15 protein-coding genes and 2 tRNA genes are annotated in these 18,890 nt (G+C 30.7%); 12 read left to right on the top strand and 5 right to left on the bottom strand.

The window, feature by feature from the left end; all coding sequences use genetic code 11:
* Window positions 1-139 precede the first annotated feature (139 nt).
* Both OIU80_RS03860 and OIU80_RS03855 read left to right on the top strand, forming a co-directional pair.
* On the top strand, window positions 140-1,489 hold the full coding sequence (locus OIU80_RS03860) for a sigma-54-dependent transcriptional regulator (protein ID WP_264285735.1): 1,350 nt from the start codon (window positions 140-142) through the stop codon (window positions 1,487-1,489).
* A gap of 178 nt (window positions 1,490-1,667) precedes the next feature.
* Complete coding sequence (locus OIU80_RS03855) at window positions 1,668-2,825, top strand: sensor histidine kinase (RefSeq protein WP_319004955.1); 1,158 nt, start codon at window positions 1,668-1,670, stop codon at window positions 2,823-2,825.
* Window positions 2,826-2,886: 61 nt separating this feature from the next.
* On the opposite strand, the gene OIU80_RS03850 is transcribed toward OIU80_RS03855, so the two are convergent.
* Window positions 2,887-3,282, bottom strand: coding sequence for a helix-turn-helix domain-containing protein (locus OIU80_RS03850; RefSeq protein WP_264285733.1), 396 nt, complete (start codon window positions 3,280-3,282; stop codon window positions 2,887-2,889).
* A gap of 172 nt (window positions 3,283-3,454) precedes the next feature.
* On the opposite strand from OIU80_RS03850, the gene OIU80_RS03845 reads away from it, so the two are divergent.
* The 3 genes from OIU80_RS03845 (at window position 3,455) to OIU80_RS03835 (ending at window position 6,333) form a co-directional block, all read left to right on the top strand.
* Window positions 3,455-3,796, top strand: coding sequence for a hypothetical protein (locus OIU80_RS03845; protein ID WP_264285732.1), 342 nt, complete (start codon window positions 3,455-3,457; stop codon window positions 3,794-3,796).
* Window positions 3,797-4,051: 255 nt separating this feature from the next.
* Entirely contained in the window at window positions 4,052-5,857 is a 1,806-nt protein-coding gene (locus tag OIU80_RS03840) for a T6SS effector amidase Tae4 family protein (RefSeq protein ID WP_264285731.1), read from the top strand.
* Entirely contained in the window at window positions 5,842-6,333 is a 492-nt protein-coding gene (locus tag OIU80_RS03835; protein ID WP_264285730.1) for a hypothetical protein, read from the top strand. The genes OIU80_RS03840 and OIU80_RS03835 overlap by 16 nt, the downstream gene beginning before the upstream one ends.
* Before the next feature lie 399 nt (window positions 6,334-6,732).
* Here the strand turns inward: OIU80_RS03835 and OIU80_RS03830 are convergent, their stop codons facing one another.
* Entirely contained in the window at window positions 6,733-7,287 is a 555-nt protein-coding gene (locus OIU80_RS03830; RefSeq protein WP_264285729.1) for a porin family protein, read from the bottom strand.
* Between the two features lie 466 nt (window positions 7,288-7,753).
* Between OIU80_RS03830 and OIU80_RS03825 the strand changes: the two genes are divergently transcribed.
* Entirely contained in the window at window positions 7,754-9,553 is a 1,800-nt protein-coding gene (locus OIU80_RS03825; protein ID WP_264285728.1) for a glycoside hydrolase family 10 protein, read from the top strand.
* A 142-nt stretch (window positions 9,554-9,695) separates the two neighbouring features.
* On the opposite strand, the gene OIU80_RS03820 is transcribed toward OIU80_RS03825, so the two are convergent.
* Entirely contained in the window at window positions 9,696-10,832 is a 1,137-nt protein-coding gene (locus OIU80_RS03820; protein ID WP_264285727.1) for a helix-turn-helix domain-containing protein, read from the bottom strand.
* Window positions 10,833-12,013: 1,181 nt separating this feature from the next.
* Between OIU80_RS03820 and OIU80_RS03815 the strand changes: the two genes are divergently transcribed.
* The 5 genes from OIU80_RS03815 to OIU80_RS03795 all read left to right on the top strand — a co-directional run bounded on the left by OIU80_RS03815 (window position 12,014) and on the right by OIU80_RS03795 (window position 17,122).
* Window positions 12,014-12,994: a helix-turn-helix transcriptional regulator gene (locus OIU80_RS03815; RefSeq protein ID WP_264285726.1), complete on the top strand. Its 981-nt coding sequence runs from the start codon at window positions 12,014-12,016 to the stop codon at window positions 12,992-12,994.
* Between the two features lie 7 nt (window positions 12,995-13,001).
* On the top strand, window positions 13,002-13,991 hold the full coding sequence (locus OIU80_RS03810; RefSeq protein WP_264285725.1) for a helix-turn-helix domain-containing protein: 990 nt from the start codon (window positions 13,002-13,004) through the stop codon (window positions 13,989-13,991).
* A 607-nt stretch (window positions 13,992-14,598) separates the two neighbouring features.
* Entirely contained in the window at window positions 14,599-15,441 is an 843-nt protein-coding gene (locus tag OIU80_RS03805) for a hypothetical protein (protein ID WP_264285724.1), read from the top strand.
* A gap of 1 nt (window position 15,442) precedes the next feature.
* Window positions 15,443-16,285, top strand: coding sequence for a hypothetical protein (locus OIU80_RS03800; RefSeq protein WP_264285723.1), 843 nt, complete (start codon window positions 15,443-15,445; stop codon window positions 16,283-16,285).
* Between the two features lie 9 nt (window positions 16,286-16,294).
* Window positions 16,295-17,122: a hypothetical protein gene (locus OIU80_RS03795; protein WP_264285722.1), complete on the top strand. Its 828-nt coding sequence runs from the start codon at window positions 16,295-16,297 to the stop codon at window positions 17,120-17,122.
* A 538-nt stretch (window positions 17,123-17,660) separates the two neighbouring features.
* Here OIU80_RS03795 and OIU80_RS03790 read toward each other — a convergent pair.
* Together OIU80_RS03790 and OIU80_RS03785 are read right to left on the bottom strand one after the other, a co-directional pair.
* Window positions 17,661-17,741, bottom strand: a tRNA-Tyr gene (locus OIU80_RS03790).
* 79 nt (window positions 17,742-17,820) lie between these two features.
* Window positions 17,821-17,895: transfer RNA gene (locus OIU80_RS03785), tRNA-Val, on the bottom strand.
* Window positions 17,896-18,283: 388 nt separating this feature from the next.
* On the opposite strand from OIU80_RS03785, the gene OIU80_RS03780 reads away from it, so the two are divergent.
* Window positions 18,284-18,724 carry a hypothetical protein gene (locus OIU80_RS03780; protein WP_264285721.1) on the top strand — a complete coding sequence of 147 codons (441 nt, stop codon included), beginning with the start codon at window positions 18,284-18,286 and terminating at the stop codon, window positions 18,722-18,724.
* Window positions 18,725-18,890 lie beyond the last annotated feature (166 nt).

The raw sequence follows: 18,890 nt of genomic DNA, 5'->3' as shown, positions 1-18,890 counted from the left end.
ATTAGTGATTTACAAACTCTAATGTGATTTTTATGCCAAAATTTTAAACACTGTAACTACCTTGTTTTTAAGTTTTTATTTTTTAAATAAAATCCATACTGTCCATAATTGGACACCTTTCGTCCAAAACTGAACAAAAATGAAAAAGACAATTGCTTCAATATTAATCATAGACGATCAAGAAGACATCCTTTTTGCCTCAAAATTGTACCTAAAAAAGTATTTTGAGAATATTTACACACTCAATAATCCAAAAAACATTGTCGAATTATTAGCAAAAAATACAATTGATGTCGTTTTGCTCGATATGAATTATCGGATAGGTTTTGAGGACGGAAGAGAAGGTTTGTATTTGCTCAAAGAAATAAATGCGCTCTCGCCAAAAACGGTAGTTATTTTAATGACCGCTTTTGGTAAAGTAGAAACAGCAGTTGAGGGATTAAAGTCGGGTGCTTTTGATTATATTTTAAAGCCTTGGGAGAATAAGAAATTACTAGAATCGGTAAAACAAGCCGTTGATAAAAGTCGTAAAAACCAAAGAAAAGCTAAAGATATTACTATTAATGATGACTTTTTTGTAGGGAATTCAGAGATTATAAAAAAGGCATATTCGCTGGCGGATAAAGTAGCCAAAACGGATGCTAATGTTTTGATACTTGGTGAAAACGGAACAGGTAAATTTGTCTTAGCACATCATATTTATAGTCAATCAGAAAGAAAAAGGGCTCCCTTTGTAGCAGTTGATTTAGGATCTTTAAATTCTAATATTTTTGAGAGTGAATTATTTGGTTACGCAAAAGGTGCTTTTACGGATGCGAAAATGGATACTCCGGGACGTTTTGAAATGGCTCAAAACGGAACCATCTTTTTAGATGAAATAGGAAATGTTCCTTTGCATTTGCAATCTAAGCTGTTACAGGTTATTCAAACAAAAACAGTAACAAGATTGGGAGAAACAAAAGCCAGACCGCTTAATGTACGTATCATCACTGCGACTAATTTAAATCTTAAATTAGAGGTTGAGGATAAGAACTTTAGAGAAGATTTATATTATCGTATCAATACAATGGAAATTGTTTTACCGCCTTTGCGAGAACGAAACGAAGACAAAATTCCGCTTGCTGAATATCTGTTGGAAAAAATGAGTCGAAAATATGGAAGAGATGCTGTTGCTTTTGATAAAAAAGTATTTGAGCAAATTGAGAGACATGCTTGGAAAGGCAATATCCGTGAAATGGAGAATAAAATTGAACGCGCAATTATTCTTTGTGAAAACAATCTGATTACAGTTTCAGATTTGGATCTAGATCAGATAACAGCATATGATGAAAATTCAGATGACATTCAGCTTTCAACAGTAGAGAAGGCGACTGTAGAAAAAGCATTGCTTAAAAACAATAATAACATTAGTAAAACAGCCGAAGAATTAGGATTATCAAGAGGATCTTTATATCGACGTTTAGAAAAATATAACATTAGCATTAACTAATATGTTTAAATCATTAAAAATATACAATCTCCTTTTTTTAAGGTTGATTTTTATATTAGCGGGTATTGAAATCACTATTTTATTTTTTAAAAAGGATTTGTTTTTTACAACCATATTTAGCTTGTTTGTTGTTTTTTTACTTATTCGTGAAATGTATTTTTATGTCAAAAATTTCGTTTTGCTTTATAATAAAACCATAGCTTCAATATTGCAAGATGATTTTTCTTCGGATTTTTCTAAACATAGATTCAATAAGAATTATGATGATTTATTCAATTTGTATGATACGTTAAAGACGAAACAAAAAGAAGAAGTTTCGCGAGATATTGTTTATCGTTCGATATTAAATAATATTGAAACAGGAATTTTTATTTTACAAAAGGAAGGAGATGACTGGAATATTTTTTTGATGAATGATTATTTTTCTAAATATTTTGATGTACCAAAAATCACCAAATGGAAGTATTTAAAAAATCATCTGCCAGCTTTATGTGATGTTATTGAAGAACAGGGTTTTCAGGAAATCAAAACTTCGATAGAAATACGTGTAAATCAGGAAAATGTACAAACATTTGTCATGCAAACATCTAGGACAGAGATTTGCGATTTAGATTATTTTATTGTTTTGCTTGATTCGATTCAGAATGTAGTCGAGAAAAAAGAGAAAGAAGCTTGGGTGAATTTAATGAAAGTGATCTCTCATGAGCTTTTAAATTCGATAACGCCAATACGTTCGATTTCTCAAAATCTTCAAGAATTGGTAGAGCAGGATTCTATTTCTTCGGATGATTTAGAAGATATCAAAAATGGAGTTGGAACGATGTTAAGAAGGAGCGATCTTTTGCAGAAATTTGTAGAAGGATATCGAAAATTATCCATGCTGCCTTCTCCACAAAAAGAAAAAATTGATTTGTTGCAACTTATAGAATATTGTCTTCAGGTTATGAATCCATTATTCAAAGAAAAAGGAATTGAAGTCATAAATGCAATTACTTTTAAATATTGGTTATTTGTCGATCAGCAACAAATAGAGCAAGTGTTAATTAATCTTTTAACCAATAGTATGCATGCTCTAGAAAATATTGAAAACAAACAGATTTTAATTGTTGCTGAAATTAAAGAAAACCGAATTTTCATAAAGATTACAGATAATGGAAGCGGAATTGATGAAGAAATAGAAAACAAAGTATTCTTACCCTTTTTTACCACACGAAAAGAAGGAGCAGGAATTGGATTAACACTCTCCAAAAGCATTGTCGAGGCTCATGGCGGTTATCTGGATTTTAAGAATCTAGACGGAAAAACCACTTTTGTGATTTGCTTGATTGAGGGTTGATTCGTTGTTGGCATAAAAAAACTCCATTATTTCTAATGGAGTTTTTGCAATTTTAAAAAGCTTATTTTTCTTTTAATAATTTCTCTAAATATTCAATCTTTTCTTTTTCGACTTGAACCAAACGTTCGTAAAGTTCAATTACCTTATCTAATGGATTGAAAGAACAATTGTTATTCATCGTTGGACCGCTGTTAATTACCGCTCCTTCATAGTTATTTTGAATATTATTTAAAACTGTTTCGTCGCTATAATTTTTAATTGCTTCTACAGAAACACCTAAAATTGTGGCAATAGCTTGTAGCTTTTCTTCGTCAACAGTTTCACTTGCTTCAATATTAGATATAGATTGTTGGCTTACTCCAATTGCAGAGGCTAAAGCGTCTTGTTTCATTCCGCGTAGCTCTCTTATTCGGCTAATATTTCTGCCTATATGTTTTGGTTTAGTTGCTGTGCTCATAGCTCAAAGATATTTAAAATTCTCTTAAAAAATAGGTTTTAGTAAAAAACAAGTACCGCTTGGTAAGATACAATCCTTAATGGTTGGGTACAGTACTAAGTCGTCTTTCTTTTGTAGGAAAGAAGCAAAAATAGAAAATATAAATAATGTTTAACGTGCAAAAATCAAAATTATGGAAGCACAAGGAATTGTAAACACTGAGGACTTTAGGCAATTAATTGCTAGATATTTCACGACAATAAAACCCGTAAACGATAAAACGGGTAGTTATACTGCAGAAATCAGGGTGTCAAATTACTGTGAACTTTCATACGTTATTACTAATATGTTGAAATTATGTACTCTGGCATTAGATCACGAAACTCTTGAAGTTTCAAATACAGCTAGAGATTCATCTATCGATATTGCATTAATATTAAAAGTAGTTATGCAGTTGCTTCCTCTAGACGAAATCGAATTTCTAGATGAGATTAATAAAATGCTTATTACCGATATGAAATCCAAAGATTTGTAATCTGTGCTCAATAATAAGGAACGAGTGAAATAAGGTATAAAAACTTCCTGTTTCTTTAGTTCTACTTTTATATGGTTTTTTAGCTTTTTTGTATTCAGATGGTTGTGATACAAATCGGTACATTTTTTTAATAAAAGATAAGTAATACATATTTGTAAGATTTCTTGTTATATATTTACTTGAGTTAAAATGCTGATAACTTTTAATTTAAAAAGCTTAAAGCATCTAATTCTAGTAACCAATAACCATAAATAAATGAGAAAAATTAAATTAGGGATTGCCTTTGTTTCAGTTTTATTTTTGTTTTCGAACTGTAATGATGAAACATTTGAAAATCCGCAAGAGGTAAGCGCGACAACAAAATTGCTGTCTGGGATAAAAGAAGAAAATATAAGTCTCGATGAAATTGAAAAAGATAATTATTTAAGCCCAATTTTACAGAAGACTTCAAAAAAACTTAAACAAAATGCGAACAATTTAAAAAACACAAATCAAAATTTATTTAATTTAGATTTATCAAACCGAGTAAAAAAATATATACTAAACGATTATACTTCTTATACAATACCAATAATTAATGATTCTGGAAATTCTTATATTTTTCAAAATCTTGTAATTGAAAAAGATGCGCTAAGAGATGCAGCCTATCTTGTGACATACTATCCCGATGAAAATTATAAAGAATCGATACGAAAACATCTTGTAAAACCAGATGATAATATTGATTTCACAGGAAGTAAAACTATTGAATATTTATACTATAAACGAAAAGTAAATATTGACAAAGCAACAGCAACTGCTAATACAAGTAAAGGTACAATTGAAATAGGTTCAGATGGAGTAATAGATGAACCTCTAACTATTTGCGTAACAACCTACAGCCCTAAACAATGTACTGCAGGAGGGAATCATTCTCCAGGGCAGCCATGCACTGGTACATCTGGGCAACAACCTGGTTGGATTGTCTCTGAAAGTTGTACTCCTATTCCTCGTCCTACTAATCCTGGCCCTAGCCCATATCCTGGTGGATGTACGGGTTGTGTAACAGCACCTTCAACTCCGAGTCAAGGATCAGGTGCCTATTTTCCTCCAACGAGTCCAAGTCCAGATTGGACACCGGAATTTATTTGTATTGAGCAAGGTTCTGGAGGAAAGTGCACTAAAATGGTGCCCTATACGCCTATTCTAACAATACCTATGTATGATCCTTATAATTACTATACTACTGTATTGAACCGCGAAGAAATTGACCTATTGTTAAGAGTTGAATATAAGGAAGCTCGAAAAAGTATTGATTTTTATATAGAAAGAAATAAAACATTAGAAGGAGGTTATGTTCCAGAAACTTTAACTTTTGTACCTTGGGCATTGGATTATTTCAAGAATAATCCTGATACAACATTTGACCAATTTAATAATTGGTTTATGAGTGTTTCCGAAGGGCAAGATTGGAATTATGATGTTGCTTATTGGGAAAATCCAAATTTAACTTTTCCTAAACAAGATTTACCTAGTTATAATGATTATTATAATGGAATGGCTCGCTCTACAGATGGAAAACTTATGGTAGGAGCAGATAATGTATATGGTTTAATAGGTGGCAAAGTACAAGAAATACGAACTGCATATCCGAGAATAACCGAAAACACCTGTGCTGCAAAAGTTTCGATAGCATTAAACAGATCAGGTATTGTAATTCCTAATTTACCAGGTAAAACAATTGAAGGTGGAGGCACAGAATTTACAGGGAAATACTTTTTTTTAAATGCTAGGGAGTTAAACATTTGGATGAGAAAAACTTTTGGAACAAATCCTTCAAATACTAATCACATATCTTATTTAGGGAGTGAAGGTGGTACAAATGGGGAAAATTTTCCAGAATTACTTAAAGATATTAAGGGAATTTATTCGATGGTAACTACCAAGGATTATAGTGAAAAAACTGGAATGTCTGGGCACTCTGATCTTATGTTTACTGGTAGTAATAATTTGGGAAATTGTGTATATGGATGCTTTTTTGAGAGACCAATAGAAAGAATAGACATATGGATATTAAATTAATAATCAGAATTGCAACACTGTTACTACTAGTAACAGTGTTCTCTTGCACAAGTATTAAAGGAACTGATAATCTTAATGCCTATTATGGAGATAATTTCTATTATCCCGGATCTTTAGATAGCAAAAAAAAATCCATTAATGGATGGGTTAACTCTTATAAAATGGGAGCGTTTTATGACTGCCTCTTCCAAGGATATAAAAATGACTCTATTTATAAATTAGCAAAAAAAGAAGATTTATTCTTTGAAACTATTATTCCTATTGATAAATGGGATAAGATTAGAGCTGACAGTAAAAAAATAGCAGATAATATGCCAGTGGTTGAGAGTCACTATGATGACGAATTATATAAAAAGAAAAAATACATTTCAGCAACATGCCTATGTTATTTTGCTAGTAGAGAATTGGATTCTATTGCGAAAGAAGAATATAAATTATTCAGGAAAGATAAAAACAATAAAGAGTTTTTCGAATAGCCAATTGATTATCTCTGGCATATAAAAAGTATCAAAAAAACAGAATAATACGAAAGAATAATTATTTCATGTTTTAAAGGGATTAAATTATTTATTCCGATAAAGTGGATTTACAATCCGTGGCACTCGGTAAGCTAAAAAACTCCTTAATTTCTTAAGGAGTTTTAGGATTCGTAATAGAATATTTAATACCAATTTTGAGTTCTTTGAAATCATGAAATGAAAACATTTTCGTTTAAAAATAATTATAAGCTACGTTTTAAAAAGCTTTTAATTTAATTATTTACCCCAACCATGTTAAAACCTGTAATAGTAAAACGGGTAGAAATCAAACTGGCAAAGAAAGCGACTATTTTTCTATACAATGTTAGGGTATAAAAGTGTTGAAATTATTAAGTTTTAGAAAAAGAAATAGCCAACAGATAATTGAAATACTCCGTTTTTGTTTTTGCTAGAAGAACCCTCTTCATTATTAATATTGGTTAATCCCAGATTATATCTTGCGCCAAAATTAAGTCCGTTGTCAAGTTTATAGCCTAAGCCAAAATTAACACCAAAATCAAAAGTTTTAAACGAATCTTTTACATCTATCTTCTCATTTTTGGCAGAAAGTAAAAAACCTATTTGCGGTCCGGCTTCAACACTCAATCCTTTTGTTAAATAATATTTACCCATTAAAGGAATGTTCAGATAACTTAAGGCAACTGTATTATCATCGAAACTATATCCCTGACCAGAATACATTAATTCGGGTTGGAAAGAAAATTTATCAGAAACAGGAATTTCTGACAAAACACCAAAATTAAATGATGTTACGACATCCATACCTTTGGTATTATCTCCGCTAATATTTGCAAAGTTTAAACCTCCTTTAGCACCAAATTTAATTTTTTGGGCATTAACATTTGTAAAACCTAAAACTGTAACAACAGCTAGCAATAAAATCTTTTTCATAAAAAGTGATTTGAATTATTTGAATCCAAAATTCGCATAAGAAAGATTAGAAAAGGTTTCAAAAGCTTAAAAATGTATAAAGTGGTACTTATTTGCTTGTATTTTTATATTCATTCGGTGTCTGAGCAGTGATTTTTTTTAAAGATTTTATAAAAAGTGGTTTTAGAAGTAAATCCAGACTCTAATCTCCTGCACTTGTGCCTGGTTTTTTAGCGTCTTTTTCCTTGTTTAATGTGTTTTTAGTATAAGTGTGCTGATCTTTGCAGAAGTAGGAAAGACCTAAAATGCTATTAAAATAGCGTGTTTTCAGTGTTTAATGACGAAAAAAAGGGATTGATGCTTATTTATGAATCTGCATTATTTTGCATTATTTAGTTTTGTATATTTGGTAAAACGCAAAAAAACGTATTTATTAAAAGTATTGTTGTTTTTTTGTGTTAAATAACCAAATTAAAACCAACTAATTATGAAAAAAAACTATTTAATGATTTTACTTTTTTTTATTGGAGTGCTAACCAGTGGTACTGCACAATGTTCAATGGATGCCGAGTTTAACAAAAGTAATCCAAAGCGCGATTTGAGAGGTATTTTTTTAGCTTCAGTTTACAGCTTAAATTGGCCTACAAACCGATTAGCTACACCAGCAGTACAGCAAGCAGAATTAATTGCAATTTTAGATAATCTAAAAGCTAATGGCTACAATACCGTTTTTCTTCAAGTTCGTTCAGAGTGTGATGCCTTATATAACTCAAGTATTGAGCCTTGGGGATATTATTTGACAGGAACACAAGGTTTAGCGCCAAATCCTTTATGGGATCCTTTGTCATTTGCTATAAGCGAAGCTCATAAGAGAGGGCTCGATTTACATGCTTGGTTAAATCCATATCGAGCAAAAACAGCCTCTGCATACACTAATTCTGCCAATCATATTACAGTTACCCAACCCACTTGGTGGTTTACATCATCTGCTGATTCACAAAAAATATTAAATCCTGGCTTGCCTGCAGTAAAAAATTATGTCATTAGTATTGTACAAGATATTGCTACACGATATGATGTAGATGGAATTCATTTTGATGATTATTTCTATCCCAATGGAGGAATGGCTACAAACCAAGATGCTCAAACCTATATTGATAATAATCCAAACAACATTGCTACAATTGCTGATTGGAGAAGAGATAATGTAAACCAGATGATCGCGGGAACCTACGATGCGATACAGATTATAAATGCCAATTTAAATAAAAATATCGTTTTTGGTGTTAGTCCTGCAGGAATTTGGAAAAGTGGAATACCCGCAGGAATTTCTGGAAATTCAGCATATTCAGCTCTTTATTGTGATGCAATAGCGTGGTTGAATTCGGGTAAGGTAGATTATTTAGCTCCTCAATTGTATTGGAAAATTACTGGATCTCAAGATTATGTGGCTCTATCAAAATGGTGGAATGATCAAGCCAAAGCTAGTGGAAAACAATTGTATATTAGTCAGGCTTACTACAAAATGACCGATTCAAATAATTGGGCAGCAAGTGAAATACAAAATCAATTTATTCAAAATAGAGCCATTTCTATGGACGCTACTTTTGGACAAATTGGATACAATTACACTAGTATAAAAAGCAATTCAAAAACTATTAATGATGTCTTAAATAACAATCAATACAAATACAAGTCATTTGCACCACCAATTGCAGGTAAAGATGCTATTTGTCCTAATGTTCCAGAAAACATCCGATTTGTTAATTCAACACTAACATGGGATACTCCCGCAGCCGCTTCAGATGGTGATTTGCCTGTAAAATATGTTGTCTATGCTTTTAATAACTCTGCTGAGGCCATAACCAATAAAGATGATGGTTCTAAGATAATCGATATTGTTGTGGGTAATGAATTGGTTGTTTCGCAAGCCTTAAAAGACACGAAGTATTTTGTAGTTACTTCATTGGATAAAAATAATAATGAAGGAGGAAATTTTAGTTCTACTTTAGGTAATCCAGATTTTGATTTAATGATAAATAAATCATACGTGGTTTATCCAAACCCATTTAACGATTATTTTGAGATTGAGTTTCAAACTGCTTTTTCCGATTATGTAAAAGTGTCCATTTTTGATGCAAACGGAAAACAAGTTCTAGAACAAGATTATGTTAGCACAAATTCTAAAATATCGGTAACTCCAATAAATATTGATAGTGGAATTTATTTTGTAAAAATTAGTTTTGAAAATGGAGCTAGTGAAAGTTTCAAGATAATTAAACAGTAATAACAAAATTGTATAAAATGGAAAATTTAGCATTAATAAAAGAGGCTCTCTTTTATTAATGCTAATAGATATTTAAGTTGCTATTGCATAAAAAAAGATCGGAATAGATTTCAAAAAAACTTAAAAATGTATAAAGTGCTACTTATTTGTTGGTATTTTTATATTCATTCGGTGTCTGACCAGTAACTTTTTTAAAGGTTTTATAAAAAGTCGTTTTAGAAGTAAATCCAGATTCTAATCCCATCGTTAACAAATTATAGTTTTCGTATTCAGAATTAGAGATCATTTCCTTGACAGCTTCTATACGGTATTGATTAATGTAATTGGCAAAGTTATCTCCTGTTACTGTGTTTATAATTTGTGAAACATATCCCGCACTAATGCCTAGTTTTTCAGCGACTTTTTCTCTGTTTAATGTACTGTCGGTATAAATGTGCTGATCTTTGCAAAGAAGTTCTAGTTTTTGAAAATAAAGATTATCTGCCGTGATAGATTCTCTATATTCTTCTGGTGTGCTATTTTCTACAATTTGCAGATTGTTATACGAAATAGCTAAATCTGTATTTAGAAAATTATAAACAGCATCTTTGTTTTTGGCCAGTTTGTATTTGTAAATGCCTATATAAGATGTCCAATGAATGATGAATGTTGCAGATAAAGCCAAGACGCTCATAGTAGAAGAAAGGTCAAATTGTAGAAATAAGCTGGTTATATAGATAATAAGAAAAGCGAATACCAATGAAGATACAATTGTTAATAAGGTAATTATCCATTTTTTTTCCTGTGAATCTTTTAAATGTCTTATCATAAAATAAGAGTAAAGCAGCAGGAATGGGATGAATGTAAGGGCTAAAGCAAGGTGAATCAGACCAAGTATTTTTATTAGAACAATACCTGACTCAGGAATAGTATAGATTCCTGCAACATTATCAAGATCTTGTGCGATATTAAGGACAGCGGAATAGGCAAATGGAATAAAACACAAATAAATTTTTTGTTTGCTTTTTACAGTATCATCAATCCTGTTTATAATAAATAGAAAAATGAAAACAGGTATTAGAAATATCCATTCGATGTGGTCAATAAAGCGTAGAAAAGGATAAGGGGTAAATGCGTCTTCAATCTCAAAAACATGATTTAGTAAAATAATTGAAAGTGTAAATAGTAAGTATGCTAAATATTTATTTGAATTACTATTGAATAGGGAAGACTTTAAAATAACTAAGCCTAAGACTATTCCTTGAAAAATCGCAATATTTAAAAGTGTTGTGTAAATCAATTTTTTAATATAAAAGTTGTTTTTATGATTTGCTTTAGGATATCATGGTAATTAGTTATTTTTAAAACATAGGCTATTTCATACTAATTGATAGGACGAAATTATGTTAATACTAATGACTTTCTTAATGGATTAAGAAATGATTAACTAAAATGATTTATTAATTTGTATAAAAAATAACCCTAGCTCACCGAAGAGTTCCTGATGAAAAGTCGTGTTAATGTATCAGACTTTGTGCAATTTTTTTATGTTGTTGTAAATTGTATATTTTCTAGAAATATCCCAATAGCATAGAATTTGAAATTTGTGCTCGCAAGATGGTAAAGTGCTATAAAACAAAAAACCTGTGAATCTTTCGATTTACAGGTTTTTTAATGTTCCGGATATTGAAAAGATAGAGAAAGTTGCCTCTTTTTTTTCTTTTTTGGGGAGCCGGATTCGAACCTAAGCTCGCCAGAGCCTGCTTATGCTACATTTGTCAATTTTGAAAAGGTACTGTGACAGGATGTTGCCACAAAAATTTAAGTAATCAATTTTTAAGCTTTAATTTATTCATTTTTAATTGTTTGTGTTGTTTTGATAAGTGTTATAATTACTATTTGCAAAAACATGTAATTTTATTTGATGCATAATTGTTTTTATTTGGAATTATTCTTTGCAATTATTAAATTATTTTTATCAATAACTTGAAATCCCAGCATAATAATAATTTTTGCATTATTTCAAAATTGAATCTTATTGTGTTTCTTTTAATGTATTGATTTATAGGAGTTGTTTAGCTTTGAAATTCTAAATTCATTGCAAGCCTTAAGAGCTTCATTATGTTTTAATTATAGTTTACAGTAGACAAAAACAATAATAAATAGAGACAATGATTTATCTTGTATTAGTTATGTGTTTTGTAATTGTATGTTACGAAACTATAAAAATGGGACAGTGTCTTTTGAAAGAAAAAACAGTAAAAAAATAAAATTTTATTAGTAAAAAGTTTTGAATTATTGTTATTTATGTTTTGGTTTGTGATTTTGTAATGATTCCAAAGACTACATTTCGTTTTTGTTTAATGAAATTTTAAGTATTGATATAGTATTTACTTTTCTAAAACAGAGTATAATAACAAATGCGTTGTAGCTTTTTTTTAAAATAATTGATTACGATTACTTTTATATTAAACTCTCACTATGAAAACAATAACGCATCGTTACGGTACAAAATTAAACTGGATTGACGTATTAGCAGAAGCCATGGGCGGTACAATTGATGGAAATTTCATTAAAGGTAATAATGCATTATATTCTGGCACTCATTTTATTTCGTTTTTGGATAGCAGAATATCAGCGATGTTAATAGATGTTACTTATAAAGAGAAAGCTTTATTAGAATATCGAAATGATGTTGGCCATTTTATAGGAGTGTATTTTTATATTCTGAATCATGAAGTTAATTTTATTATCAATGATGAATCTACATTAATAGGAAAACAAGATTATAATTTATCAATTGTTGATAGTGAGTTAGATTTGGATTATATTGTAGATAAAGGAACAGGTACCTATGTTGTATGTATATTTATTGATAAAACGGCATTAAAAGAATATATGCACAAAATCCCAAAATTAAAATCTTTACCAAAAGATGTTTTTAATGCCGAAAAGAATACGATTATCTGTATGGATCGGATGAATATAGAGAGTTCAATTTTGATAAATGATTTTAGAAAAAGAGCTTATGATAGTCCTTTATTCGAATTCTATTTTAGAGGACTTGTGTATAATCTAATTGGTAATTATCTGAATCAATTAGTAACAAAAAAAATCATCATTAGTAAAGTAATGGGAGAGGATGTAAAAAGTATTATTGCTTCCAAAGCGATGTTGTTAGAATCTATCGATGGCGCTTTTCCAGGGGTAGATTTTTTGGCAGAACAAGTATTTATGTCAACTTCTAAATACAAAAAAATATTTACTAAAATTTCCGGATTAAGCCCAGGTTCTTTTTTTTACAGCAATAAATTGAAACGAGCCAAAGAATTATTAGAAACCGGACAATATACAGTAAGCGAAGTGTCAGATAAATTAAATTATGTCAGTATTTCTCATTTAGCAAAACGCTTTAATGATATGTACGGAATTTCCCCTAAAGAATATCAAAATTTATTATAACCTACTTATGATCGAATCAACTCCAGAATTTAAACATATTTATTCTTTAACGCCCGAATGGCGACAAAAATTTGTCGATGATTTAGGAGGTAAAATAGAAGATAAAAATATGTATTTTACTAGAGAAACAGTTAGTGGTTCTAGTTGTTTTTTAGAAATCCTTCCCGATGTATCGGTGGTTATTATCGATTCTGTTTTAAACATACCCATTCGGATTACGCGAATGCCATCTGAAGATGATTTCTGGATTGTATATTATGACTTGAGCGAAAGCTTTAGTAAACATACTGTAGCCGATGTAAATCATAAAACAGGATATAAGTCTAAATTAAATTTTGCTATTGTAGATAATAAAATCAGAAGTACTTATCTGTCGATTGTTGGGGAACGCTTTTTTGCCTTAAGATTGTTTATTCGTAAATCGTATATGAAAACATTTTTTAGTGATGCGGAATTTGAGAAAGATTTTAAAGATGTTTTTGATGTTAAAAAAAAGAAAATGTTCTTTTATGGTCATATCGATAGTCGAAGTAAAGTGGTGTTACATAGTTTAAAGCAACAAAGTATTAGAAATCACAATTATGAATTTTTATTAAAAGGAGCTGCTTTCAATTTGTTAAGTTATTTAATAGAAAGGTTAAGCATCAACATACCCAATATGGGAACGCACCTAGAGAAAGATATAGATGCCATTATGCTTAGCCAGCAGCATTTATTATCCAATCTTTCTATTCCTTTTCCGGGAATAGATTTTCTTGCAAGTATTGCCAATATGTCTTCTGCAAAATATAAAAATCTATATAATGACATATTCGGAATAAGTCCGGCATTATTTTTTAAAAATGAAAAATTATTACTTGCAAAAGAATTGTTAGAAAGCGGTAAGTTTAAATTAATTAGTGATGTTGCTTTTGAGTTAGGCTATAAAAAGACAGCTTATTTTTCTTCTATTTACAAAGATTATTATGGTGTTTTGCCTAAAACCGTAATTGTATAGCTTAGCTAAATTGATTATTTAGGATTTAAATATTTTCCCGATTACAGTATGTAAATCGGGATTTTTTTTGCAAAAATTATTATAATCAGTAAATCCTGTAGTCGGGTGTGACTTTTAATGCTCCTTTTATGGCTGTATGTGGTAGTTCAAAAATGCCATTGCTTTATATTTTTACAATATCTTTTTTAAGAATTTTTCCCTAAAAAATCTGAGATAGCTATCGGTAACATTACAAGTTATAAGGAGAACAGAGCTGATTTTTAAACATAAATGATAGCTAGAAAATGATATGCTTATAAATGTAATTTTAACTAGAAAACACGAGCTAGTAGGGATTATTAAAATAATAGTCATAAAAAATAAAGTACTATTCTAGTAATAGGCTAGAAATCTTAAATGAACTAGAAATTATTTACTTAAACATAATATTAATAATAAAAGCTAATGTTTTAATGCTGGTAATGACATTCTCAATATGGACGATACCATAATTACGACAAGAGAACCTAGAACTATAATAAAGTTAGGTTACGACCATTGACAGAATAAGCAATGGAATAGTCATTATGAAAGCAAATGCATTAGTTACTAATAATTTTACTTAGATATGAAAAAAACATGTATTTTATTTTGTGTTTTCCTGTTTCAAATAACAACTACGATGTTTGCTCAAACAGGTGTTAATTTACAAACATCAAATGTAACATTACAAATCGTTGCAGGGAACAATGTATCTCCAGAGAATGGTGTTATGTTACCAAGTATTACAGGGAATGATTTAGCCAATAAAGACTCAAAATATGGAAAAGACCAGGATGGTACGATGATTTTTGTTACCGAGGCAGTTTCTGAAAGTAAAGTTACTTCAAAGACAAAAGATGTTACTAAACGTGGGATGTATGTTTATCATAATACTCCTAAACAACAATGGATTCCTACTTTTAGTGGTAAGGCAGCTATTAGCGACGATAAAATATTTGTAGTTGTTAATAGAAAAAGCACCAGATTAATGGGTAGTAATGTCGAAAGTATTATATGGGATGGGATAAAAGAAGGTCCAAATAATAATCTTATAATTATAAGTGGAAATCAAACTGAGATCACTTTACCAGCTAATAGAACTATAAAAGTTCAAGGAATGATTCCTGTTGGATATGGTACAGGAACAGATTCACAAAAGAAAACTGCATCTACCTTGAGCAGTAGTATTAAATTAGTTGCTGGTGGCACAGGGATTGTATATTCCAATAGTCCTGGATTTGCTCGTTCATCGAATTATCAAGCTTCTAATGGTGGAGGGGCAATTTCACCAATGATGCTTATAAATACTGGGATATCGGGATCTACTATAAAAGTAGATGCTACTAGGCAAAATGGTGTAAGAACTAATATAGCTGGTGCTGCAGCCCATAATACGGCGGGTTGTTATTTAATAATAGAAGAGATATAATATGAAAAAAAGAATTATCATAGTAGGCTTATTATTTTTTTTAATCAGTAGTGTTAGATCGCAAACAGGAATTAATGTGCAATCTCCGAAGACTTCTTTACAGGTCAACAGGCAATCGAATCCAGATATAGTGGTTGGAGTACTTTTCCCGAAAATAACAGGTAATGAATTAGCTGCAGATGTAAGTTCTCAATACGATGGAGTAATTGTATATGTAACCGAACCTGCTTCTGATCCTATAGGAACTACTTTACAGGTAGATAGTAAAGGATATTATTATTACGATAAGGTACAAAATTCCTGGATGGCAATAGGTAAAAAATATAATAATATAATTGAAAGTTCTAATTTGATTTATGCGCAGGTATCAAGAACTGGTACATTTAAACTTAATTATCCTAGCAATAACAACAATACGAATTTTGCAAATAATTATTTGCCTTGGAATTCCATCGAAGGAACACCTGGGTCAAGTCAAATAAAAATTGATTCCAATGATCCTTCGCTTTTAATTTTTCCTAAGGGACATTTGTTTCGTGTTACGGCAATGATAAGTATTGTATCGGCTACAAAACCTGGATATGTGGTAACAAAATTTGAGTCTCATACAGCAGTACCCTTGCTGTTAAGTACTTGGGGCTATATAGAAACAACTAGTGAAGCATATCAAGAAGGTGGAGTTATTTATGCTACAACAGTAATCAATACTGTAAATCAGGAAATGACAATTAAATTAAATGCACCAGTATACGGGCATTCGGCTGGGAATAGAGGATTTGTACTTGGAGGTTCTGAGGCTGATGATCCTTTTTACACAAGTTATTTGGTAGTAGAAGAATTATAAATAAAAAAAATGATGATAAAAAATACATTTATTCATGTATTAATAATGTTAATTACTTGGAGTATTAATGCTCAAAAAACAGGTATGAATACCCGTAGTCCAAGAGTTGCATTAGAGATAGGAAATAATTTAAATATTGAAATTCCAGACGGTTTAATTATACCCAAAATATCAGGTACCGAGTTAAAGTCTAAAGATCCAATATATCAAAGTAGTCATGACGGTATTATGGTTTTTGTAGATTTTCCTTTGAATGCTGAAGATACAACTAGAAAAACTGAATTTGTAGTCGAAAAAGGATATTATTATTACGATGCTACAAAAGCAAAATGGTATAAAATTGACCGTTATTTAAATGTCGCTGCTGGTAAAACTATAGTGCAAATAAAACGATCAGTTACCGAACAGTTAATAGGAACCACTGATACTCCAGTGGTTTGGAGTAGTATTTCAGGTATTAATAATGATGTAGTGAAACTTAATGATATTGATAAAGCTATTATCGAATTAGCCCCAGGGAAATCTTTTAGAATCACAGCCGTTGTTGGAATAGGAACAAGTTCAGTTGCCACCTATTTAAGGACTAAAATTACTCCCTCTGAGCCTCTTATTGATGGAGCAAAGATTTATATGTCGACATTAGGAGCTGTAGAGTCAAACTCTCTCAATGAACCTAAAGGAGTAGGGACTTATCCTATTTGTTATGTATATACGGGAAATAGTGGTCTAAAATTATCACTTATGGCTAGAAGTCCGGAGGATGGTAGAAAAACGTTTATAGCTGGAGAAGTAACTACTCAAAAAGAAGGAACTTTTATCGTGATTGAAGAGCAATAGTTATCTATTATAGTAGCTTCACTCTTGGTGTAATTTTTCCAAGAACGTAATCCATAACTTTTTCAGAAGTTATTGGTTTCCCGCTAAACATAATCTCTGTTTTGTATTCATTGACTTTTAAAATCAGTGCATCTAAAAAAAATTAAGGGATCTCACAGCTTCTTTTGTACCGATAGCTCTTTAGATTTTCTGGTCCCAGCGGGCGCTATTCCATTTGCGTTTGGTAGAATGTTTCTTTCGGAACTCTATCTATAGTTATACTAAGATAGGTTGCTCTAATTTTACTGTCATTGCGGGGGATTTTCAAAAAGAAAACCAACCCAAAGCTGCTTTCTAAAATAATTCAACTTTTTAGATTAATAAATGTAGAATTGTAGCATCAAATAAACAAGTCGTTAAATTTTTGAGTGTTTTTATAAAGATTGAAAAGTGCTTTAAAAACAAAAAACCTGCGAATCCTTGGATTTGCAGGTTTTTTTAATGTTTCGGGTTTTGAAAAGATTGACAAAGTTGCCTTTTCACTTCTTTTTCCCTTTTGTGGGGAGAGCAGGATTCGAACCTGCGAAGTTCACACAGCAGATTTACAGTCTGCCCTCGTTGGCCGCTTGAGTATCTCCCCATATCCGATAGAGCAGATTTGAAATCTGTCGTTACTCGGTAAGCCATAAAAAAACTCCTTAATTTTAAGGAGTTTTTTGTGGGCGATGAGGGGTTCGAACCCCCGACCCCCTCGGTGTAAACGAGGTGCTCTGAACCAGCTGAGCTAATCGCCCTATTTTACTAGGTTGCTATCATTTTGTGATTGCGAGTGCAAATATAAGATTGTTTTCTGGATATCCTAAATTTTTTTTAATTTTGATAAGATGAATTTTTAATTTGTACTTGCAACCATTTGACGCATAGTATTGTTTTAATGAAATAGGAGATGAAAAAATAATTTCAGGTGAGCTATTTGTAGTCCTATTCCTGTATGCGGGTTGAGTAAAATCTTTATAGGAGAGCAATAAGAGTATGTTCTTGTTTTAATTTTCAAAAGTTGATGATTAGTATTACAATCCGAAATTTTTGGTTATTTTAGTGCGAGTTGGAATAAAAGGCGTTTTGTAAATGTGCGGTAGGTTATTTCTGTTCGAAAAAAAACAATAAAAATTAAATTAATAAATGAAAATTAAAACCTTAAGCACTTCGTTTTTAGTATTGTCGTATGTGCTTTTTATATTAATACAGATACTTGTCGAGGTAATTGTAAGATTCGGTCTTCCGTATTTATGGGTATTAATTTTTCATTTCACTTTTGTTATTTTATTAGGATATATGGCTACAGGTACATTGGTTATTGATTTTCAAAATGAAAAAGATGCAATTGTAATTGAGTGGGATAAAAAACCTATATACACTAAAATAGAAAATCAAACAATTAATTTATCTGAAGTTAAAAGTTGGAAAGTGTATGATGGGCGTGTTGCGGATAGATTAAAGATATACTTTAATAACAATAAATCTTTAACTATAGATTTTAATAATTTAACGGATTTTGGGGAGAATTCGAAGAAGATGGATGAATTATTAAATATTTTAAAGGCTAATAAAGTTGAGAGGTAAAAAGGTTTTTAAATATTGATGAAGTATTTGGTGATTCAAACGAGCCTATTCATGAACTGTTTTTTTTTGCGGAATTTAGAGGTGTTTTTATTAAGTAGGATGTTTTTTATTTGATCTGCCTTAGAATTTGTAGTTGAGAAAATTAGAAAACGTGTGTTTTTGGTTG

This window comes from Flavobacterium frigoritolerans (assembly GCF_025847275.1).
In the GTDB taxonomy this organism is placed as follows: domain Bacteria; phylum Bacteroidota; class Bacteroidia; order Flavobacteriales; family Flavobacteriaceae; genus Flavobacterium; species Flavobacterium frigoritolerans.
Note: the sequence above shows the minus strand (reverse complement) of the source record. Positions and strands in the feature narration are given on the sequence as shown.